Below are 20,492 nucleotides of genomic sequence, written 5' to 3'. Positions count from 1 at the left end.
GGTCACCTGGTCGCGACACGGAGCCGGTCGGCGGTGACCGGTGAAGGTGCCCCGCGGAGCCGTTCGCCCCTTCCTGGCGGTAACGGGTCGCCTGGACGCGGGTGCTGCTGATCGCGGCGGCAATACCCGCTTCGTTCCACTGTGGACACTCCGGCGGTCCGGGAATTCCCGGCCCGGCCTCGCGCTGGGAGCGCACGGCTCACCACGCGAACGCGCTCCCCAAAACGCGACCGGGCTCCTCAACGCGATCGGGCCGCCGACAACGCGACCGTGCCCCTCACAACGCGAACGCGACCGACCGCACCACCAACGCCGCCACGAAAACCACCGTGAACGCCAGGTCGATACCGACCCCTCCGGCCCGGATCGGCGGCAGCACCCGCCGGACCGGGGCGATCACCGGTTCGGTCGCCCGGTGGGTGATCCGCCGCGCCTGGCCGAGCCACGCGGGCCCGGTCGCCACCACGCGGGTCCAGTCCAGCACCATCCGCGCTATCAGCACCACGATGAACACGGTCAGGACGTACCCGACCAGGGTCCCGATCAGGCTCATCGCACACCTCGCGTTGTCCGGCGACATCTCTCACCCCCTCCAACGCCCGGCGCTCCCGCGAAGTGTCCGGTTCACCGGAATTCTCAGTCGATTGCCAGGATCCGCCCGATCGGGTATCGAGGGAGACTCCAGCGAAGGGAGCCGGCGGATGCGCAGTGCGGCGTGGTTCGGGGCGTCCGGCCGGGCGGGGATGATCCACCGGTCGTGGATGCGGTCCCAGGGCTTCGGCCCGGAGGTGTTCGACGGCCGCCCGGTGATCGGGATCGCGGTGAGCGCCTCCGAACTCGCCCCTTGCAACGTCCACCTCGACCGCGTCGCCGAGGCGGTCAAGCGCGGCGTATGGCAAGCAGGCGGTTTCCCGCTCGCGTTCCCCACGATGGCGACCGGCGAGACGCTCATGCGCCCCACCGCGATGCTCTACCGCAACCTGATGGCGATGGAGGTCGAGGAGCTGATCCGCGCCAACCCGCTCGACGGCGTCGTCCTCCTCTCCGGCTGCGACAAGACGACCCCGGCGATGCTGATGGGCGCGGCGAGCGTCGACTTGCCCGCGGTGATGGTCACCGGCGGCCCGATGCTCAACGGCAAGTTCCGCGGCGGCGACGTCGGTTCGGGAACGCACGTCTGGAAGTTCGAGGAAGAACTCAAAGCGGGCCGGATGACCGAGGAGGAGTGCTTCTTCGCCGAAGGTTGCATGGCCCGCTCGAACGGCCACTGCATGACCATGGGCACCGCCTCGACGATGGCCTGTCTCGCCGAAGCGCTCGGCATGCAGCTGCCCGGTTCGGCGACCTGGCCCGCAGTCGACGCACGCCGCTTCGAGACCGCGCAGGCGGCCGGTCAGCGCATCGTCGCGATGGTGGAGGAAGACCTGCGGCCGTCGGAAATCCTGACCCGCGCGGCGTTCGAAAACGCGATCCGGGTCAACGCGGCGATCGGCGGGTCCACCAACGCGATCGTGCACCTTCTCGCGCTGGCCGGGCGCGTCGGCGTCCCGCTCTCCATGGGCGACTTCGACGAACTGGGCCGTGCCGTCCCCACGTTGGTGAACCTGATGCCGTCAGGGCAATTCCTCATGGAGGATTTCTGTTACGCGGGCGGAGTTCCCGTGGTGCAAAGCAGGCTCGCCGAAGCCGGGCTTCTCCGCGCCGACGTCCGCACGGTCACCGGCGCGGCCCGGGAAGCCGCGCAATGCTGGAACGACGAGGTCATCACGACGGTCGAGGCGCCGTTCCAGCCGCCCGGCACCGGAACCGTTGTGCTCACCGGAAATCTCGCCCCGGAAGGCGCGGTGATCAAGCAATCCGCCGCGTCCCCGGAACTGCTCACGCACACCGGCCCGGCGCTCGTCTTCGACACCGCTGAGGACTACCACCGCGTCGCCGATGATCCAGACCTGCCAGTCACCCCCGACACCGTCCTCGTGATCCGCGGCGCGGGCCCCAAGGGCTATCCGGGCATGCCGGAGGTGGCGAACGTCCCGGTCCCGAAGAAGCTGCTGGACCGGGGGATCACCGACGTGGTCCGGATCTGCGACGGCCGGATGTCCGGAACCGGCTACGGCACGGTCGTGCTGCACGTGAGCCCGGAATCGGCGGTCGGCGGCCCGCTCGCGCTCGTCCGCACCGGCGACCGGATCACGCTCGACACCCCGGCGCGCCGGCTGACCCTGCACGTGCCCGACGACGAACTCGCCGTCCGCCGCGCGGCGTGGACTCCGCCGGAAAGCCCGTACCGCAGCGGCTACGCCTGGCTCTACCGCGAGCACGTCACCCAGGCGCATCTCGGCGCGGACTTCGATTTCCTGCACGGCACCCGCGGTTCCGCCGTGCCGAGGGACTCGCACTGATGCGCCGCCTCGTGAAGACCGGCGCGGGCTGGCAGGTCACCGACGGAGAAGCCATCGGCGCGCTCCCGAGCGGCACCAGACTCGGCTCCTTGCTTGCCCTGTCCGCCGAAGAGTTCGCCGAAGCGCTGGCGATCGAGCTGACCCCGGGCGAACCGGGCGAGCTGCGAGCGCCGGTCGACGACGACACCGAGGTGTGGGCCGCCGGAGTCACCTATGAGGTGTCGCGCGAGGCGCGGATGGAGGAAAGCGGCGACGCCGACGTCTACGCGCGGGTCTACGACGCGGAGCGTCCGGAACTGTTCTTCAAGAGCGTCGGACGTCGGGTGCGGGGCCCAGGCGAGCCGATCGGCGTCCGCGAAGATTCCACTTGGGACGTTCCGGAACCCGAACTAGCGTTGGTGTGCAACGCAAACGGGGAGATCGCCGGCTACACGATCGTCAACGACGTCAGCTCGCGCAGCATCGAAGGCGAGAACCCGCTGTACCTGCCGCAGGCGAAGATGTACCGCGGCTCGTGCGCGGCCGGGCCGTGGATCGTGCCCGCGCGAGACATCCCGGACCCGTACGCACTCGGCGTCACCGTGGAGATCCGCCGCGCCGGAGAACTGCGCTGGGCAGGGGAGACGTCGACCGCGCGGCTCCACCGGCGGCTCGCGGATCTGGTGTCGTGGCTCTATCGCGGCGACGTTTTCCCGCGCGGCGCCGTCCTGGCCACCGGTACATCAGCCGTCCCCGGCCCGGACGTCACTCTCGAGGCAGACGACGAGGTCACCATCATGATCGAGGGCATCGGCGCCCTCCGGAACCCGGTCCGGCGCGGCCGCTCCGCCTGACGTCCCCTTGACGCGGCCCCGCGCGTTCGGCTATTCAATCTCAGTTCACATATCTGTGGAGTATTTATATCCTTGAACGGAGTTGCGGTGCTGCCTCCTTTCCGGTCTTCCCGTCCGCGTCGTCTCGCGGCGGTTCTCGCGACGGTCGCGGGGCTGTTCGCGACCACCGCCGGAGCGGCGACCGCCGCGCCCGCGCCGAGGTCGTGTTCGTTCGTCTGCGTGCCGGACACCGTGGTGCTCGACGGTCTGCACCTGGCAGGCAACAAGATCGGCCTGATGGCCGGGAATCCGACGCTGCGCACGTCGCTGTCGAATCTGCTGAAGCAGGCCGACGACGCGCTGACGAAGGGTCCGTGGACGGTCGTCGACAAAGAACGCGTCCCGCCGAGCGGCGACAAGCACGACTACCTGAGCCTCGCCCCGTACTACTGGCCCAGCCAGCCGAAAACGCCGGAAAACCCGCAGGGCTGCCCGTACGTCGACCGCGACGGCCAGGTCAACCCCGAGATGAAGAACGTGCCGGACAAAGCCGAGCGGCTCGTCGCGTTCAACTCGATCTACCAGCTTTCGCTCGCCTGGTACTACACCGGCAAGGCCGAGTACGCCCAGCGCGCCGCGCTCGACCTGCGCACCTGGTTCCTCGACGCGGCAACGAAAATGAACCCGAACCTGAACTTCGCGCAGGGCATCCCGTGCAAGACCGACGGGCGGGGGATCGGCATCATCGAGTTCTCCTACACCTTCACCCAGGTCCTCGACGCCGCCCGGATCCTGGAAGCGGGCGCGCCCGGCTGGACGAAGGCCGACGGCAAAGCGTTCCGCGGCTGGTCGTCGGACTTCCTGACCTGGTTGCGCACCAGCAAAAACGGCACCGACGAGGCCAAGGCGACCAACAACCACGGCACGTTCTACGACCTGCTCACCGCGGCGACCGCGAGCTACGTCGGCCAGCGCGACCTGGCCCGGCAGATCGTCCGAGACTCCGGCAAAGCCCGGATCGACCACCAGATCGCCGCGGACGGCGGCCAGCCCGAGGAATCCACCCGAACCCGGACGTACCACTACCACACGTTCAACCTGGTCGCGCTGACTCGGCTCGCACAGCTGGGCCGGCACCTGGGCGTCGACCTGTGGTCGTACCGGAACCCCAATGGCGGCAGCATTTTCGCCGCCGTCGACCACCTGCTGCCGGCGGCCACCGGTGCTGCGCCGTGGCCGTTGCCGGACATCCATTTCATCCAGTACGCCGCCCTCGACAGCGTGCACGCCGCCGCTGACGCGGGCGACTGGAAAGCCCGGGCCGCGGTCGGCCGCATCCCGGCCCCGCCCGGCGGCGACCTGTTCCCGGTGCGCCCGGCGGCCGAGCAGCTGGACGACGTTTCCACCACCTGATCCCGGTTTCACCCGGACGCGGGATTCGTCGCGTCCGGGTTTCCGGCGTCGGTCGTGAAACGATTCAGAAAGACCGATTCGCCGGAACCGGAAAGGGAAACGCCGTGATCAAGACCAGCCGGAGCAGCGGCTCGCAGGCCCGGCGGGTGACGTTCGTCCTCCCGCTCGACACCCCGCCCGGCCCGGTGAGCGTGGTCGGCGACTTCAACGACTGGCAGCCCGGCCGCCACGAACTCCGCAAACGCTCGAACGGCACGCGCTCGGCCGCGGTGGAGGTCCCGCCGGGCGCCCGGCTCCGCTTCCGCTACCTGGCCGACGGCGGCCGCTGGCTGGACGACCCGGACGCCCCGGCCCGCGACGGCCGGGACTGCCTGTACATCGCGGACTGACCCGGACCGCGTCGGTTCCGCGAGCCGATCCTGCCCGGCGCTGGCCCGACCAGACTCAACCCTGCCTGGTCCTGCCCGACCTGACTTGACCGTGGCCCAGCCGCGACCAGGCCAGACCCTGCCCTGCCCGACCTGGCCCGGCCCGACCCGGCCCGACCCGACCTGGCTCGACCCGGCCTGGCCTGGCTCGACCCGGCCTGGCCTGGCCTGGCCCGGCCCAGCCCCAACCAGACCCTGCCCGGCCCTGCTCGACCCTGGCCCGGCCCTGCTCGAACTGGCCCGGCCCCGTCCGGCCCTGCCCTGCGAACGGCCCAACTCAACCCAACGCGGCGAACGGCTTGCGCCGGGGCGAGAACAGCAGCACGGATCGCGGAAGCCGGACGTCCGCAAGCAGATCTCGCCTCGCCAGACGGGGCTCCGCTGGCACCGGCGAGCGGATTCCGCCGCTGCCAGCCGAAACGCGACGTCTCGTCCACGGCACTCCCGGTTCTCACCGTGATCACCAGCCGCGAAATCCAGTCCCCTCCCTGAGTCCCACCTCACCCCGCCCTAGTTTTGGAGCACCCGCTCCATTATCCTCGACCCCATGCCCCGCCCCCGGATCCACGACCCCGAGCTGATCCTCGACGTCGCCGAACGCCTCATCGCCGACATCGGCCCCGAGGCGCTCACCGTCCGGCGGCTGGCGCAAGAAGCAGGCGTCCCGAACAGCACGATCTACCACGCCTTCACCAACCTCCCCGCCCTGATCGGCCGGACCTGGCTGCGCGCCGCCACTTTCTTCCTCGACGAACAAGAGCGGCTCGTAGACGAAGCGCCAGACCCGATCGAAGCGGTAGTCGCAGCCGCCGACACCCCCGCTGTGGTAGCCGACGCCCGTCCGGACGCCGCACGGATGATGATCACCGTTCCGTCGCACCGAGTCCTGGGTCCGCAACTTCCCGACGACGTCGCGGAAGCCTTGCACGCCTTGGACAAGCGCCTGGTCCGACTTCTGGTCCGCCTTGCCCGTCAGCTCTGGAACCGAGGCGACGGTCAAGCGGTCGAGGTCATCACCGCCTGCGTCGTGGACCTCCCGACCGCCCTGCTCCGCCGCGAACTCGCCACCGGACCCGCCAGCGCGGACAGTCGCGCACGGCTGGCCGCGGCGGTCCGCGCCGTCCTCGCCCTGGAACCACCGAAAAAGTCCAGAAAGGACTGAAATGCCCACTCTCACCACCGCCGGCGCCGTCCACGTGCTCGACTTCGGCGCCGACGAAAACCGTTTCGCCCCAACGTGGCTCGAAGAAGTCCACACTCACCTCGACACCGTCACAGCGGGCAAGGAACCCGCCGCGCTCGTCACGACCGGCAGCGGCAAGTACTACTCCAACGGCCTCGACCTCGACTGGTTCACCAGTCATCCCGAAGAGGCCGGCAAGTACGTCACCAGCATCCACGAACTCCTCGCCCGCGTGCTCGCGCTGCCGGTCCCGACGATCGCCGCGGTCAACGGGCACGCCTTCGGCGGCGGCGCGATGCTCGCGATGGCCCACGATTTCCGCCTCATGCGCGAGGATCGCGGCTACTTCTGCTTCCCCGAGGCCGACATCAACCTCCCGTTCACCCCGGGCATGGCCGCGCTCGTCCAAGCGAAGCTCACCCCGGCCGCCGCGGTCGCGTCGATGACCACCGGGAGCCGCTTCGGCGGTCCGCAAGCGAAAGCGCTCGGCCTGGTCGACGCGACGGCCGTGCTGGAAGACCTGCAAGCCGCGGCGGTCGAACGAGTCGCCCCGCTGGCAGGCAAGGACCGCGGCACACTCGCCGCGATCAAGTCCACTATGTTCGGTCCGGCGCTGACCGCGTTGCGGGAGGCGGGGAACTGATCAGGTAGGCTCGCGTACGCGCGGCGGTGGGGCTCGCCGCTCCGGAAATTTCCCGGACAACCGCGGCCGAGGCCGCCAACAGTCCCTACTCGAATGGTGACCCGTGTGTCCCTGGAGTAGGAGAAGACTGTGCCTGAAGAACCTCTCGACCCCGATGTCGATCTCCGCGATCCCGCGCAGCAACGCGAACTCGTCCGGCACCACGTGTCGGTGCTCGGCGTGATCGCGCTCGGCGGCGGGCTCGGCGCACTGGCCCGCTACGGCCTCGCGCAGGCCCTTCCCGCCGAGCCCGGCGGCTTCCCGTGGGCGACCTTCTGGACGAACGTCGCCGGCTGTTTCCTCATCGGCGTGCTGATGGTGCTGGTCACCGAGACGTGGTCGGCGCACCGGCTGGTGCGGCCGTTCCTCGGCGTCGGCGTGCTCGGCGGCTTCACCACGTTCTCCACGTACGCGGTCGAAGCGCGCAACCTCCTCCAGCCGGACACCGTGCCGCTCGCCTTCGGCTATCTCGGCGGAACGCTCGCCGCCGCGCTGCTCGCCGTCCTGCTGGGACACGCGATCACCCGCAAGCTGGTCCCGGCGGAGGTGGCTGTCTGATGACCGTCCTTCTCGTTTTCGTCGGAGCCGCGGTCGGAGCACCGATGCGGTACCTGACCGACCGGGCCGTCCAGTCCCGGCACCAGAGCCTGTTCCCGTGGGGCACGTTCACCGTCAATCTGGTCGGCTGTGTCCTGCTCGGCGGTCTCGCCGGTGCCGGGACGGCGCTGCCCGCGGCGGTCTATTCGCTGCTCGGCACCGGATTCTGCGGTGCGCTGACGACCTACAGCACCTTCAGCTACGAAACCGTCCGGCTGGTCGAGCGCCAGTCGTACTTCGCCGCGGCGGCGAACGTCGTCGTCAGCATCGCGGCGGGGGTGGGCGCGGCGGCATTCTCGTACGAGGCTGTCCACGCCTTGGTCGGGTAGGAATGCGATCTGCACAGCCGGGCTGGCCGGACTGTGCGGATCGCACGGTGACCTCGCCGGAGCCGCTGCTTACGGTGCTGGGAACCGTTCCCCTCCAGGATGAGGAGGTCGCCATGGCCTCGGCTGTCGGTGTCGACGATTACGCGCTGACCAGGGTGCCCGATTCCGCCCGCTACTCGTGGTGGTCGGTCGCCGTGCAGCGGTTCGGCCAGGTTTCCGCGCTGTCGCAGTTCCTGCTCGGCGCCACGATCGGCTTCGGGATGAGCTTCGGGAACGCCGTGCTGGCGTTCACGCTCGGCTCGGTCATCCTCGAGCTGATCACGATTCTCGTCGGCGTGATCGGCGTCCGCGAGGGCCTGACCACCTCGATGATCGCGCGCTGGACGGGCTTCGGCCGCGGCGGTTCCGCGCTGATCGGGCTGGCCATCGGGATCAGCCTGATCGGCTGGTTCGGCATCCAGTCCGCGGTGTCCGCGCAGGGCCTCGCCGCGCTGGTCGGCGGCCTGCCGGAATGGGGCTGGGCGCTCGTGTTCGGCCTGGTGGTGACCGCGATCGTGGTCCGCGGCTTCCACTCGATGGCGTGGACGGCTTACCTGATGGTGCCCGCGTTCCTGATCCTGGTCGGCTGGTCGGTGGTCTCCGAACTGACCCGGCACGACCTCGGCGCGCTCGTGGCGTCCGCGCCGCCCGGCCCGTCGCTGTCCCTGCTGCAAGGCACGACGCTGGTGGCGGGCGGGTTCATCGTCGGAGCGGTGATCACGCCGGACATGACCCGGTTCAACCGCACCACCGGCGACGTCGTCAAGCAGACGCTCGTCGGCGTCACGCTCGGCGAGTACGTGATCGGCCTGGCCGGCGTGCTGCTCGCGCACGCGGTCGGCACGGCGCAGATCACCACGATCGTCACGTCGTCGGTCGGCTGGGTCGGGCTGCTGATCGTCATCGCGGGCACGATGAAGATCAACGACTGGAATCTCTACTCGTCCGGGCTCGGCGTCGTGAACTTCATCGGCACCGTGTCCGGGAAACGGGCGCACCGCGGCCTGGTCACCGCCGTGCTCGGCGTGGTGGGCAGCGTGCTCGCCGCGGCCGGGATCCTCTCGAAGTTCACCGATTTCCTGACCGTGCTCGGGGTCGCGTTCCCGCCGATCGCCGGGATCATGGTGGCCGAGTACTTCGTGGTGAAGCAGTGGCGCGGCGTCCTGGAGGAAGCCAGGTCCCGCGGCGCGGTGCCCACCGACGCTCCGGTGTGGGTGCCCGCGACGATCGTCGTCTGGATCGCCGCCGCGCTCTTCGGCGAGTTCGTGGACTGGGGCCTGCCCAGCATCAACTCGCTCGTCGTCGCTTTCGTTCTGTACGTGGCCGCCGGGAAGCTCGGCCTGGTCCGCGGGGTCGGCCGGAGTGCCACCGCGGACGCCGAACCCGCCCCGGCCGCCTGATTCCGTTACCTGGAAGGAGATTTCTTCGTGCGCATCGGCATCGACGTCGGCGGCACCAACACCGACGCGGTCCTCCTGGACGGCCGCGAGGTGCTCGCCTCGATCAAGACCAGCACCACCGAGGACGTCACCTCGGGCATCGTCGCCGCGATCGACGGGCTGCAGCGGCAGCGGGCGTTCGACCCGGCCGCGGTGCGCGCGGTCATGATCGGCACCACGCACTTCATCAACGCGCTCGTCGAGGCGCACCGGCTGGCCCCGACCGCGGCGGTGCGGCTCAGCCTGCCCGCCGGCGCGTCGCTGCCGCCGATGGTGGACTGGCCGCAGCGGCTGGTCGACGCGGTGTCCGGGCGCAGCTACCTGGTGCACGGCGGCCACGAGTTCGACGGACGGCACATCGCCGAACTGGACGAGAGCGAACTGCGCAAGGCCGCCGACGACATGGGCGCGGCCGGCGTCCGCAGCGTCGCGATCACGTCGGTGTTCTCGCCGGTGAACGCGGAGTTCGAGGCTCGGGCGGCCGAGATCATCGCCGCGCAGCTGCCGGACGTCGCGATCTCGCTGTCCCACGAAATCGGCCGGATCGGTTTGCTGGAGCGGGAAAACGCGACGGTCATCAACGCCGCGCTGCGCGAGCTGGCGGCGCACATTGTGGACGGTCTGGCCGCGTCGGTCACCGGCGCGGGCATCACCGCGCCGCTGTACCTGAGCCAGAACGACGGCACGCTGATGGACGTCGACTTCGCGCGCCGCTACCCGGTGGCGACCTTCGCGTCCGGCCCGACGAACTCGATGCGCGGCGCGGCAGTACTGTCCGGTTTGGACACTTGCGCGGTGGTCGACGTCGGCGGCACCACGAGCGACGTCGGCGTGCTGCGCCAGGGATTCCCGCGCGAGGCGACCACGGACGTGAGCGTGGCCGGGATCCGCACGAACTTCCGGATGCCGGACGTCCTGTCGATCGGCATCGGCGGCGGCAGCCGGGTCCGCGGCGACGCGTCCGGCGTGACTGTCGGACCGGATTCCGTCGGCTACGAGCTGACCTCGAAAGCGCTCGTCTTCGGCGGAGACACCTTGACCGCCACGGACATCGCGGTCGCCGCCGGGCGCGCCGAGATCGGCGACCCGTCGCTGGTCGCACATCTCGACCGGGACTTCGTGAAGGCGGCGCTGGACCGCATCGCGGCGGACGTCTCCGACGTCGTGGACCGGATGCGCACGTCGTCCGAACCGCTTCCGGTGGTCGCCGTCGGCGGCGGTTCGGTGCTGCTGCCGGACGAGCTTGCCGGTTCCGGCGAGGTGCGGCGGCCGGACCACTACGCGGTGGCCAACGCGATCGGCGCGGCGATCGCGCAGATCGGCGGCGAGGTCGACCGGGTGTACGTGATCGAGCCCGGCCGTCGCGAAGCCGTGGTGGACGAGGCGAAGCAGGAAGCGGTCGACCGCGCGGTGGCCGCCGGGGCGAGCCCGGCGTCCGTGGGCATCGTCGACTTCGACGAGGTGCCGATCCCGTACCTGCCCGGCAACGCCACCCGGATCCGGGTCAAGGCGGTCGGCGACCTGCAGCTGGGGGCGTGAACGATGGCTGAGATTACTGCGCACGACCTGGACGACATCGCGCGCGGCGCGGCGATTCTCGGCACCGGCGGCGGGGGAGACCCGTACATCGGACGGCTGCTGGCGCACTCCGCGGTCCGCGAGCACGGTTCGGTTCCGTTGGTGGCGCTGTCCGAATTGGACGATGACGCCGTGGTGCTGCCGGTCGCGATGATGGGCGCGCCGACGGTGATGGTGGAGAAACTGCCGTCCGCCGAACAGGTCGGGCTCGCCGCCCGGACGCTGGCCACCTATCTGGGCAAGGAACTCACGCACATCGCCTGCGCCGAAGCGGGCGGCGTGAACTCGCTGATCCCGGTCGTCGCGGCGGCGCAGCTCGGCCTGCCGCTGGTGGACGCGGACGGGATGGGCCGGGCGTTCCCCGAGCTGCAGATGGTTTTGCCCACCCTGTACGGAATCCGGGCGACCCCGATGTCCATCGCGGACGAAAAGGGAAACCGCGGCGTACTGGACACTGTGGACAACCACTGGGCGGAGCGGCTGGCCCGGTCGGCGACCATCGACATGGGTTGTTCGGCGATGATCAGCAACTACGCGATGTCCGGCGCGCAGGCCCGCGAGGCGATGGTGCCCGGCACGCTGACGCTCTGCGCGGAGCTCGGCGCGCTCGTGCGGCAGGCTCGCGAGGCGCACGAGAATCCGGTGGATCGCGTCGTGGCGCGGCTGCGCGGCCGGACGCTGTTCAGCGGCAAGGTCGTCGACGTCGCCCGCCGCACCGTCACCGGGTTCGCCCGCGGCGAGGCCCGGCTGTCCGGAATGGACGGTGACACCGGGGCGGAGATGATGCTGCGCTTCCAGAACGAGCATCTGGTGGCCGAGGTGGACGGTGAGGTGCGCGCTTCGGTGCCCGACCTCATCTGCACCCTCGACCGAGAGTCCGGCGAGGCCGTCACCACCGAGGGCCTGCGCTACGGCCAGCGGGTGACGGTGATCGCGGCTCCGGCGGATCCGCGCTGGCACACCCCGGAAGGCATCGCGTTGGCCGGTCCGAGGTACTTCGGCTACGACCTCGACCCGATCGGGGTCGCGGGATGAGCTGGATGCTGACCGAAGACCATCTCGGAGATCTCGCCCGCGGCGCGGCCGTCCTCGGCACCGGTGGCGGCGGCGACCCGTATGTCGGACGGCTGCTGGTGCGCGAGGCGATCCGCGAGCACGGACCCGTCACCGTGCTCGACCCGGAAGACCTGGACGACGACGCCCTCGTCATCCCGACCGCGCAAATGGGCGCGCCGACCGTCGTGCACGAGAAGCTCCCGAACGGCGCCGAACCCGAGCTTGCCTTGCGGGCGCTGGAGAAACACCTCGGCGCGAAGGCCGACGCGACGATGCCGATCGAATGCGGCGGCATCAACTCGATGATCCCGCTGGTCGTCGGCGCGCGGCTCGGACTGCCCGTGGTCGACGCCGACGGCATGGGCCGGGCGTTTCCGGAACTGCAGATGGAAACCTTCGGCGTGTACGGCGTCCCCGGTTCGCCGATGGGGATCGCCGGGGAACGCGGCGAAACCACACTGATCGACACCGGCGCCGACAACCGCCGGATGGAATGGCTCGCGCGCGGGATCACCATCCGGCTCGGCGGCGTCGCGCACATCGCGGAGTACTCGATGAGCGGCGCGGACGTAAAGCGCACGGCCGTGCCACGGACGCTTTCGCTCGCGCTGAGCGTCGGCCGGGCGATTCGCCTTGCGCGAGAAGAGAATGCCGACCCAGTGGCTGCGTTGGCGACCGCGCTCGGCGACACGTTGTACTCGCATCTGCGTGTGCTGTTCCGCGGCAAAGTGTCCGATGTGGAGCGACGGACCGAAGAAGGATTCGCCCGCGGACGCGCCGCGATAGTGTCCTTCGACGGCGACCGCAAACTGGAAATCCTTTTCCAGAACGAAAACCTGGTGGCGCTCGTCGACGGCGAAGTCCGCTGCCTGGTCCCCGACCTGATCTGCGTCCTGGAGGCGGAATCCGCCGAGCCGATCACCACCGAAACGCTGCGCTACGGCCAGCGCGTCACCGTGGTCGGGATCTCGACGCCGCCGCTCATGCGCACCCCGGAGGCGCTGGCCACGTTCGGCCCGGCGGCCTTCGGGCTGGCGCACGATTTCGTACCCGTGGAGGTGGCTTCGTGACTTCGCTCGACGGCCGGGTGGTCGTGGTGCTCGGCGGCGGTTCCGGGATCGGGCTGGAAGTCGCCCGGCGCGCGACGGCGGCGGGCGCGCTCGTCCACCTCGGCGGCCGGACCGGCGACAAGCTGCGCGCGGCCGCCGCGGAACTGGGCCCGACCGCGACCTGGCAGGCCGTGGACACTACCGACCAGGCGTCGCTGGCCGAGTTCTTCGGCGCGCTGGAGCGGGTCGACCACCTGTTCACGCCCGCCGCGTCCTACACCGTCGGCCCGATGCGCGACTTGAGCGACGAGGAGGCGGAAAGCCCGTTCGTCACCAAGTTCTGGGGCCAGTACCACGCGGTGAAACACGCCGCGCCGAAGCTGTCGGACGACGCTTCGGTGGTGCTGATGTCCGGCGTCGCGAGCGTGCGCCCGCCCGCCGCGGCCCCGGCGTACATCGCGTGCAACGCGGCGATCGAGGGGCTCGGCCGCGGGCTCGCGGTGGAGCTGGCCCCGGTGCGGGTGAACGTCGTGTCGCCGGGCACGATCGACGGAAACCTGTGGGCCGGGCGTCCGTCCGCCGCGCGGGAGGCGAGTTTCGCGCAGTACCGCGCGGACACCCTGCTGCACCGCGTCGGCCGGGAGTCCGAAGTGGCCGATGCCGTGCTGTACCTGTTCACCAGCACTTACACCACCGGTTCGACGCTGTATCCGGACGGCGGGTACAGCTTCCGCTGATACGCTGACCAGCCATGCGCATCACCGCCGCGGACGTGCCGGCACTCGAACGCGGCGTCGCGCTGCTCGGGTCCGGCGGGGGCGGGGACACCGTCACCGCGGCGGTGCTGCTGCGGCGGCTGACCGAATCCGGCCGGGAACCCGTCGTGCACCCGGCCGCCGACCTCCCGCCGGACACCCTCGTGGTGCCGACCGGGATCGTAGGCGCGACCGCCGCGTTCGCCGAAAAACTGCCCAGCGGCGAGGAATTCGCCTCGGCGATCGCCGCGATCGAACGCTGGACCGGGCAGCGCGCGCAGGCGCTGATGTCCATCGAGATCGGCGGCCTGAACGGCCTGCTGCCGCTGGTGGCCGCCCAGGATCTGGGCCTGGCCTATGTGGACGCGGACCTGTCCGGACGCGGGCTGCCGAGACTCGACCAGCTCTCGGTCGCCGCGACCGGCCGCGGCGTCGCTCCGGCGGCGATGGCCGAACCCGGCGGCCGGGTGGTGGTGCTTGCCGCCGCGGCGGCCTCGGTGGTCGAGAGCGGGATCCGCGCGTTCCTGGCCAGCTCGGGCGGCTGGGCAGCGATCGCGCTCGCCCCGATCCCCGCCGGTGAACTGGCCGAACACGCCGTCCTCGACACGACGAGCGAAGCACTTGCCCTAGGCACTCGGGTTCTCGCCGCCGGGGAAAGCCCGGACCTCGCCACGCTGGAAACCGCCCTCGACGGCCAGGTTCTCGCCCGCGGCCGGGTGCTGGAGGTGTCGCGGCACATCGGTCCCGGACAGCACGGGCACCCCGGCTTCGGCCGCGGCTCGGCGACGCTGGCCGATCATCGCGACGGCGCGTTGCTGCGGCTGGAAATGGAGAACGAGTACCTGCTGGCCCTGCGAGACGGGCTGCCGGTGGCGTCCACTCCGGACGTTCTGTCGGTGCTCGACCGCCGCACCGGCGTCCCGCTGCAGTGCGACATGATCCGCGCCGGCGTGGAGGTGGACGTCGTGTGCCTCGCCGCTTCCCCGTTCTGGACCGATCCGCGACGCCGTCCGCTGCTGGAACCGCGCGCGTACGGGATCGACTGCGATCCGGTGGCAGCCCAGTGATTCTCCGTCAGCTGCTCGCGCTGCCCTCGTGGGCCGGCCTTGTCAAGGTGTGCTCCGGAGAGTCCGGTTTGGACCGTCCATTGCGGACAGTCAAAGCCGCGCTGGACGCCTCCGGCACCCCCGCACCCGGCGAGCTGGTGGTGGTAGTCCGCCCGCTCGGATCCGACTGGCAGATCGACGCCCTCCTGCGCCGTTGCGCGGACACCCGAGCCGCCGGAGTCCTGCTCCCCGGAGCCGAACCGCTTGCCGCGTCACGGCTTCTGGCCGAACGGCTGTCGGTGCCGCTGCTCGTCGCTTCGTCGGATCCGCTCGATCTGCTCGTGGACGCCCGCCTCGCGCTGGCCGCCCCGGACATCGACCGCGCGGACGCCGTGCTCGCCGCGCACCGGGCGCTGGGGGAGCGGTTGCGTCCGCCGGAAGAGATCGTGACCGTGCTGCGGCGGCTGCTGGACGCTCCCGTCGCCGTCCTCGACGACCGCGGCGAGGTGCTCGCCGGTGAACTCGCCGAGGCCGCCCGCGTGCGAGTGCACGAGCCGGTCCCGCAACGCGTCACGCTCCCGGACGGGGTCCTGCTCGCACATCCCGCCGTGCTGCCGCAGCCCTCGGTGTGGCTGGCCGCCGAGCTGCCCGGAGCCAAGTCCCCGCGCGCGGACGTCGTCGCCGCGACCCTGGCCGTCGCCGCCGGCGCCGTGCAGCGCTGGCTGCTGGCCCACCGCCTGGAACTGGAACGCGACGCCCGTTCCCGGTCCGCGCTGCTGGGCGATTTGCTGCGCCAAGACACCGAACCCGGCGCTGACCTGCGCCGCCGCGCCGCTGACGCAGGCTGGCGACTGGGCGGCTGGCACGTCGGCCTGCGCATCGGCGTGCCCGCGGACGTCGACACCGTCTCCCGCACGCAAGAAGTCGTCCGCGCACTCCGGGCAGAGTCGATCGACGCGGTCACCGTCGAACACGGCGAGGGCTGGACCGGCTGGGTCACCTTCGAACAGGAGCCGACCGCGGAACGCGTACGTGCGTTGTCCGCGCGGCTGCGCGCCGTGCACCGCAGCCTCCGCCGAACGCTCGACGCGCACCTAGGCGTCGGCCGCCCGCACGCCGACGGTCTCACCGCGACAGTCGCCGAAGCCACCGACGCGGCGCGCCTTGCCGCGACTCGTCCCGAGACCGGGCATTTCCTGCACGTGGACCAGCTCGGGATGGCCCAGTTGCTGCTGGAGTGGACGCGGACGGACACGTTCGAGCCTGCCGCGCGTGCGTTGCTTGCTCCGCTGGTCTCGGCGCCCGGCGACTTGATCCGTACTCTCGCGGCGTATCTCGACGCAGAGTCTTCGCTGGCGGAAACGGCGACGGTGCTGGGGATTCACCGGAACACGGTGGCTGCGCGGATCGGCCGGATCGAGCAGCTGCTGCAGGTCGATCTGTCGCGTCCGGACGAGCGGCTGGCGTTGCATCTGGCCGCCCGCGCGGTGATTCTCGCCCGGTCCGCTGAGTAGTACTGGCAGGACCAGCTAGAGCCTTGGTGATCGACCGGGCGGAGGGCAGACTCGAGGCATGGGCAAGAACGACTTGGGCGATTTCCTGCGGGCCCGCCGCGCCGGGCTGACGCCGGACGACCTCGGTCTTCCGGCCGAGGTCGGTGCGGGACGACGGGTCGCGGGCCTGCGGCGCGGCGAGGTCGCGCAGCTGGCCGGGGTGAGCGCCGAGTACTACACCCGGCTGGAACAAGGCCGTGCCCGGCAGCCGTCCGAGCAGGTGCTGCACGCCCTGTGCGACGCGCTGCGGTTCGACGACATCGAGCGGCGGCATCTGTTCGCTCTCGCCGGAGCCACGGCCGAGCGGCTGGACCGGGCCGAGCATTCGTCCCGGTTGCGTCCGGCGCTGCGGCAGGTGCTGGACTCGATGGAACTGGCGTCGGCGTTCGTCAGCGACCGGAACCTGACGGTCGTCGGCGGGAATGCGTTGTGGGCCTTGCTGTTTCCCGACGTCGCGGAGCTGCCGCGACGGGAACGCAGCATGGCGCGTTGGACGCTGCTGGACCCGCGCGCCCGCCTGGTGTGGCGCGACTGGGAACGCGTCGCCCGCGACTACGTGCACGGGTTGCGGCTGGCCGCCGCCGCGCAGCCGCGGAATCAGCACATCGCCAACCTCATCGGCGAGCTGATGATGCGGTCGCCCGAGTTCCCGGCGTGGTGGTCGGAACACCGCGTCCAGGAACGCAGCACCGGTCTCAAACGCCTGCGCCACCCGGTGGCCGGCGATCTCGAGCTGCAGTACGAGATCTTCACCGCGGTCGCCGACCCGGGCCAGTCGATGGTCGTCTACAGCGCACCGGCCGGTTCGCCCTCGCAGGAACGGTTGCGGCTGCTGGCCAGCTGGGGCCGCGAGCCCGCCGCCGCGCCTGCCCGGGACATCGCCGAGTCCTGACCTTCGCCCGCCATCAGGCCCCGCTGACCGCGCGGGGTCCATGCCGTCATGCCATCTTCACGAAAGGATGTTCCGCAGTGAGCAAAATCTTCCTGATCACCGGCGTCAGCACCGGCCTCGGACGGGCCGTCGCCCAGCGAGCCCTCGCCGCCGGACACCGCGTCGCGGGTACCGTCCGCACCGAAGCGCACGCGGCCGATTTCCGGGCGCTGGACCCGGAACGCGCCCGGGCGTTCGTCCTCGACCTGACCGACGCGGACCGGATCGAACCCACCGTGCGGGCCGTCGAAGCGGAACTGGGCCCGATCGACGTGCTCGTGGCCAACGCCGGATACGGGCTCGAAGGCACCTTCGAAGAATCGTCGATGGCGGAGCTGCGCCGCCAGTTCGAGGTCAACGTCTTCGGCACAGTCGCGACCATCAAGGCGGTCCTGCCCGCTATGCGCGAACGGCGCGACGGCCAGATCTTCGTCATCACCTCGATGGGCGGGCACACCACCTTCCCCGGCCTGGCGTTCTACGAAGGCAGCAAACACGCGCTGGAAGGCATCACCGACACCCTCGCCCAAGAGGTCACCCAGTTCGGCGTGCGGGTCACCGCCGTGGCGCCCGGCGCGTTCAAGACCGACTGGGCGGGCCGGTCGCTGGTGCGCGCCCCTCGCAGCATCGCCGATTACGACGCCCTGTTCGACCCGATCCGGACCCGCCGCCAGGCTCTCGCTGGACAGGGCATCGGCGATCCCGACCGCGCGGGCGACGCGATTCTGCGCCTGCTGGACGTGGAAAACCCGCCCGTGCACCTGCTGCTCGGCTCGGACGCGCTGCGGCTGGTCACGGCCGGACGCCAGCGCGTGCAGGAGGATTTCGACGCCTGGCAGGACCTGACCCTCTCGACCGACTCCGTCGACGGCGGCGTCACCGTCGCCTGACCCCGCTCGCGCCGTCCGTGAGGGGAACCCTCAGGGAATCAGATTCCCTGAGGGTTCCCCTCACCGCAGGTCAGACACGTCCGCGCACGAGATCGATCAACCGCCCGAGCACGTGATCGCCCGACGCGCGCAGGCCGTTGTGCTCGTACTCATTGGTGATCCACGGCCGAAGCGTCGGGATCAGCTGGGCTGTCGCCTCGGAAAACACCCGCTCGACGTACATGTCGTTGGCGTAGATCGCGGCTGCAGCCGGAACCGTGCACTCGCGCAAGACGTCGGCGTCGTACAACCGCGGCCATTCATGCGCGGCAAGCAGTTCCGCGGTCTCCTTCATCGGCCGGAGGCTGTGGAGGTCGTCGAAGAGCGAGGGGAACACGTGCTCGCCGGTGAAGAGCGTCCGGTCCGTGCGGAACTCGTCCGGCAGCACGCGCTCGGCGGACCAGCGGGTGGCGAACCCGTCGGAGTAGGACGACTCGTGGATGACCGAGTACAGCGGATTGCGCGCGCTGAACGGCAGCGAGCTGGCGACGTCGTGCGCGAAAGCCGGGGACTTCGGGTCGCGCTCGATCAGGTAGTGCAGCGCTTCCTCGCCGCCGCTGGCGCCGAGGACGTAACCGAGCTGCTGGAACAACCGAGCGGTGAGCGGGCTGCCGTCAGGCAGGATCACGGCGCCGTCGTCGAGCAACGGCAACAGCGCCTCGACGCGGGCGCGATCGCCGGGGTAGCGGAGGTAGTACCGGCGGTTGCGCTCGAGCAGATTGGCGAACGTCGCCCGGTAAACGTCGTCCGGATGCTGCGCGATCGGCGGCAGCCCGCCGGTGAAGAAGGCCTCGGCCAGGCCTTCGGGATACCGGGAAAGGTAATTGAGGGTGCAAAACCCGCCGAACGACTGGCCGAGCACGCTCCACTTCTCGACGCCCAGCTGCCGCCGCACGAACTCCGCGTCGCGCACGATCGCGTCGGCGCGGAAGTGCGTGAGGTATTCGGCCTGCTCGGCGGGAGTGCCGGCGAGCGCGCCGACCGGCGTGGACCGTCCGGTGCCGCGCTGGTCGAGCATGAGAACCCGGTACTCCCGCAACGCCCGCGGCAACCAGCTGGGCGACCCGTGCGACGGCCGCGGCGCCTCGTGCCCGGGACCGCCTTGGAGATAAACGAGAAACGGCCGGTCGAGCCCGTCGGGATCCGCGACCTCCCGGGCGAAGACGGTGATCTTCGCGCCTTCCGGGCGGGAATGGTCGAGGGGGACGGAGAACTCGTGCTCGGTGAGCACCAGTCCGGGAATGCGCACGGTGGTTGCCATACGGGCGATTCAACCAGAACGGGCGCGGGGGAGGCCACGGGAATTCGACGGCTCGGGTCTATTGTGGACAGTGAGCCGGATTCTCGGGCGGTCCGCCGCGGTGTTTGCGGGAACCCGAGGCTTTGCCGGTGGCGGCCGAGGTCGTGAGCGGCGAGGACGAGCGTCGGCGCGGCTTCCTGCCGGGGCATGCCGGGTCGGCTTGGCGCGTGCGGAGCGGTTTTCGGCGTTGCCGGGTCCTGCGGCGGCCGAGCCCGTCCGCGACGAGGACCAGCATGGGCGCGGCAACGTTCGCGGCGGCCTGTTCGCCGAGGCGTCTCACCTCGACCCGCCCGGGCAGGCGTTGATTCCGCCCGGGCCCAGTCCCCGGCCGGAATTCCCGCCGAGCGGGAGCTATTCCTTCCCCATCGCCCGCCGAATCTCGGCAAGCTTGTCCTTGGCCGCCTCCTTGCGGTCGGCGATCTTCTTGTCCAGCGACTGCAGATCCTCCGGCCCGCCGATCCCGGCGATCTCCTGCGCGCCCACCGACGTCGTGTACCGCTTCTCGATCCGGTCCCGCACGAAGTCGAACGACGGGGCGCCGTTCTCGCTGTAGTCGGGTTCGGGCAGGTCCGCGGGCGGCGGCCCCGGGGTCTCCACGATCTCCGCGTCGAGCGGCTGCTGCTCGCCCGGCTTGTCCGCGCTCATCGTCTCGCCTCTTCTCGGTTCGTCGGCTCCGCCTTCGACCCTAGCCGACCCCGGCGGCGACAGGCGGATGTTTCGCCGCCGCCGGACTGCGGTAGCCCATCGGGGAGTGAAAGGAGACCGCGATGCTTCGCCCCCGCTCGACCGCGCCGCCCGCCCCGCCCGAGCCCGTCCCGCCCGGCCCGGTGGAGCCGGACCCGGTGACGCCGGGACCGGACCGTCCGCTGCCCGACCCCGACCCGCTCCCGCCCGACTCGGAACCCGGCCCCGAACTGGCGCTGGCGGGTCCGTTGTGGACAGTCCGGCCGGAATGATCCGGCAGCGCGGAA

21 protein-coding genes are annotated in these 20,492 nt (G+C 70.8%); 18 read left to right on the top strand and 3 right to left on the bottom strand.

The annotated features are described in order from the left end of the window. Window positions 1–277: 277 nt before the first annotated feature. Window positions 278–553, bottom strand: a complete 276-nt coding sequence (locus ACZ7OI_RS47890; protein WP_470270759.1) for a YggT family protein — start codon at window positions 551–553, stop codon at window positions 278–280. Window positions 554–668: 115 nt separating this feature from the next. Here ACZ7OI_RS47890 and ACZ7OI_RS47885 point away from each other — a divergent pair, with 115 nt between their 5' ends. The 17 genes from ACZ7OI_RS47885 (at window position 669) to ACZ7OI_RS47805 (ending at window position 18,182) form a co-directional block, all read left to right on the top strand. Continuing rightward, window positions 669–2,402 carry an IlvD/Edd family dehydratase gene (locus tag ACZ7OI_RS47885; protein ID WP_470270768.1) on the top strand — a complete coding sequence of 578 codons (1,734 nt, stop codon included), beginning with the start codon at window positions 669–671 and terminating at the stop codon, window positions 2,400–2,402. Beyond that, the gene (locus ACZ7OI_RS47880) at window positions 2,402–3,235 is read left to right on the top strand and encodes a fumarylacetoacetate hydrolase family protein (RefSeq protein ID WP_470270758.1); all 834 of its coding nucleotides are present in this window, start codon (window positions 2,402–2,404) and stop codon (window positions 3,233–3,235) included. Before ACZ7OI_RS47885 ends, ACZ7OI_RS47880 begins: the two co-directional genes overlap by 1 nt. Window positions 3,236–3,322: 87 nt before the next feature. Continuing rightward, entirely contained in the window at window positions 3,323–4,627 is a 1,305-nt protein-coding gene (locus ACZ7OI_RS47875) for an alginate lyase family protein (RefSeq protein WP_470270757.1), read from the top strand. A gap of 104 nt (window positions 4,628–4,731) precedes the next feature. Continuing rightward, entirely contained in the window at window positions 4,732–5,016 is a 285-nt protein-coding gene (locus ACZ7OI_RS47870) for an isoamylase early set domain-containing protein (protein ID WP_378401357.1), read from the top strand. Between the two features lie 586 nt (window positions 5,017–5,602). Continuing rightward, window positions 5,603–6,217, top strand: a complete 615-nt coding sequence (locus tag ACZ7OI_RS47865) for a TetR/AcrR family transcriptional regulator (protein WP_470270756.1) — start codon at window positions 5,603–5,605, stop codon at window positions 6,215–6,217. Window position 6,218: 1 nt separating this feature from the next. Further along, a complete protein-coding gene (locus ACZ7OI_RS47860; RefSeq protein ID WP_470270755.1) occupies window positions 6,219–6,881 on the top strand; it encodes an enoyl-CoA hydratase/isomerase family protein in 663 nt (220 codons plus the stop codon). 129 nt (window positions 6,882–7,010) lie between these two features. Next, complete coding sequence (crcB, locus tag ACZ7OI_RS47855; protein ID WP_470270754.1) at window positions 7,011–7,478, top strand: fluoride efflux transporter CrcB; 468 nt, start codon at window positions 7,011–7,013, stop codon at window positions 7,476–7,478. After that, window positions 7,478–7,846 carry a fluoride efflux transporter CrcB gene (crcB, locus tag ACZ7OI_RS47850; protein WP_470270753.1) on the top strand — a complete coding sequence of 123 codons (369 nt, stop codon included), beginning with the start codon at window positions 7,478–7,480 and terminating at the stop codon, window positions 7,844–7,846. Before crcB (ACZ7OI_RS47855) ends, crcB (ACZ7OI_RS47850) begins: the two co-directional genes overlap by 1 nt. Before the next feature lie 113 nt (window positions 7,847–7,959). Beyond that, on the top strand, window positions 7,960–9,285 hold the full coding sequence (locus ACZ7OI_RS47845; protein ID WP_470270752.1) for a purine-cytosine permease family protein: 1,326 nt from the start codon (window positions 7,960–7,962) through the stop codon (window positions 9,283–9,285). 27 nt (window positions 9,286–9,312) lie between these two features. Continuing rightward, window positions 9,313–10,863: a hydantoinase/oxoprolinase N-terminal domain-containing protein gene (locus ACZ7OI_RS47840; RefSeq protein ID WP_470270751.1), complete on the top strand. Its 1,551-nt coding sequence runs from the start codon at window positions 9,313–9,315 to the stop codon at window positions 10,861–10,863. Window positions 10,864–10,866: 3 nt separating this feature from the next. Beyond that, window positions 10,867–11,937 (top strand): DUF917 domain-containing protein, encoded by a 1,071-nt coding sequence (locus ACZ7OI_RS47835; protein WP_470270750.1) that lies wholly within the window; start codon window positions 10,867–10,869, stop codon window positions 11,935–11,937. Then, window positions 11,934–13,028 (top strand): DUF917 domain-containing protein, encoded by a 1,095-nt coding sequence (locus tag ACZ7OI_RS47830; RefSeq protein ID WP_470270749.1) that lies wholly within the window; start codon window positions 11,934–11,936, stop codon window positions 13,026–13,028. The genes ACZ7OI_RS47835 and ACZ7OI_RS47830 overlap by 4 nt, the downstream gene beginning before the upstream one ends. Then, window positions 13,025–13,744, top strand: a complete 720-nt coding sequence (locus ACZ7OI_RS47825) for an SDR family oxidoreductase (RefSeq protein ID WP_470270748.1) — start codon at window positions 13,025–13,027, stop codon at window positions 13,742–13,744. Before ACZ7OI_RS47830 ends, ACZ7OI_RS47825 begins: the two co-directional genes overlap by 4 nt. A gap of 14 nt (window positions 13,745–13,758) precedes the next feature. Next, window positions 13,759–14,829, top strand: a complete 1,071-nt coding sequence (locus tag ACZ7OI_RS47820; protein WP_470270747.1) for a DUF917 domain-containing protein — start codon at window positions 13,759–13,761, stop codon at window positions 14,827–14,829. Then, entirely contained in the window at window positions 14,826–16,322 is a 1,497-nt protein-coding gene (locus tag ACZ7OI_RS47815; RefSeq protein WP_470270746.1) for a helix-turn-helix domain-containing protein, read from the top strand. The genes ACZ7OI_RS47820 and ACZ7OI_RS47815 overlap by 4 nt, the downstream gene beginning before the upstream one ends. A 58-nt stretch (window positions 16,323–16,380) precedes the next feature. After that, window positions 16,381–17,253: a helix-turn-helix transcriptional regulator gene (locus ACZ7OI_RS47810; RefSeq protein ID WP_470270745.1), complete on the top strand. Its 873-nt coding sequence runs from the start codon at window positions 16,381–16,383 to the stop codon at window positions 17,251–17,253. A gap of 77 nt (window positions 17,254–17,330) precedes the next feature. Then, window positions 17,331–18,182, top strand: a complete 852-nt coding sequence (locus ACZ7OI_RS47805) for an oxidoreductase (protein ID WP_470270744.1) — start codon at window positions 17,331–17,333, stop codon at window positions 18,180–18,182. A gap of 70 nt (window positions 18,183–18,252) precedes the next feature. Here ACZ7OI_RS47805 and ACZ7OI_RS47800 read toward each other — a convergent pair whose 3' ends face one another. Next, window positions 18,253–19,482 carry an alpha/beta fold hydrolase gene (locus ACZ7OI_RS47800; RefSeq protein WP_470270743.1) on the bottom strand — a complete coding sequence of 410 codons (1,230 nt, stop codon included), beginning with the start codon at window positions 19,480–19,482 and terminating at the stop codon, window positions 18,253–18,255. Window positions 19,483–19,872: 390 nt separating this feature from the next. Continuing rightward, window positions 19,873–20,166, bottom strand: coding sequence for a hypothetical protein (locus ACZ7OI_RS47795; RefSeq protein WP_470270742.1), 294 nt, complete (start codon window positions 20,164–20,166; stop codon window positions 19,873–19,875). 122 nt (window positions 20,167–20,288) lie between these two features. Between ACZ7OI_RS47795 and ACZ7OI_RS47790 the strand changes: the two genes are divergently transcribed. Then, window positions 20,289–20,477: a hypothetical protein gene (locus ACZ7OI_RS47790; protein WP_470270741.1), complete on the top strand. Its 189-nt coding sequence runs from the start codon at window positions 20,289–20,291 to the stop codon at window positions 20,475–20,477. Window positions 20,478–20,492 lie beyond the last annotated feature (15 nt).

This window comes from Amycolatopsis sp. NPDC114503, assembly GCF_055633655.1.
This window is presented reverse-complemented; position numbering and strand designations above follow the sequence as displayed.

Coding starts and splice junctions, on each gene's coding strand:
- ACZ7OI_RS47890 (WP_470270759.1), bottom strand. CDS start 553: ATGAGCCTGATCGGGACCCTGGTCGGGTACGTCCTGACCGTGTTCATC.
- ACZ7OI_RS47880 (WP_470270758.1), top strand. CDS start 2,402: ATGCGCCGCCTCGTGAAGACCGGCGCGGGCTGGCAGGTCACCGACGGA.
- ACZ7OI_RS47865 (WP_470270756.1), top strand. CDS start 5,603: ATGCCCCGCCCCCGGATCCACGACCCCGAGCTGATCCTCGACGTCGCC.
- ACZ7OI_RS47860 (WP_470270755.1), top strand. CDS start 6,219: ATGCCCACTCTCACCACCGCCGGCGCCGTCCACGTGCTCGACTTCGGC.
- crcB (WP_470270753.1), top strand. CDS start 7,478: ATGACCGTCCTTCTCGTTTTCGTCGGAGCCGCGGTCGGAGCACCGATG.
- ACZ7OI_RS47845 (WP_470270752.1), top strand. CDS start 7,960: ATGGCCTCGGCTGTCGGTGTCGACGATTACGCGCTGACCAGGGTGCCC.
- ACZ7OI_RS47835 (WP_470270750.1), top strand. CDS start 10,867: ATGGCTGAGATTACTGCGCACGACCTGGACGACATCGCGCGCGGCGCG.
- ACZ7OI_RS47830 (WP_470270749.1), top strand. CDS start 11,934: ATGAGCTGGATGCTGACCGAAGACCATCTCGGAGATCTCGCCCGCGGC.
- ACZ7OI_RS47820 (WP_470270747.1), top strand. CDS start 13,759: ATGCGCATCACCGCCGCGGACGTGCCGGCACTCGAACGCGGCGTCGCG.
- ACZ7OI_RS47810 (WP_470270745.1), top strand. CDS start 16,381: ATGGGCAAGAACGACTTGGGCGATTTCCTGCGGGCCCGCCGCGCCGGG.
- ACZ7OI_RS47800 (WP_470270743.1), bottom strand. CDS start 19,482: ATGGCAACCACCGTGCGCATTCCCGGACTGGTGCTCACCGAGCACGAG.
- ACZ7OI_RS47795 (WP_470270742.1), bottom strand. CDS start 20,166: ATGAGCGCGGACAAGCCGGGCGAGCAGCAGCCGCTCGACGCGGAGATC.
- ACZ7OI_RS47790 (WP_470270741.1), top strand. CDS start 20,289: ATGCTTCGCCCCCGCTCGACCGCGCCGCCCGCCCCGCCCGAGCCCGTC.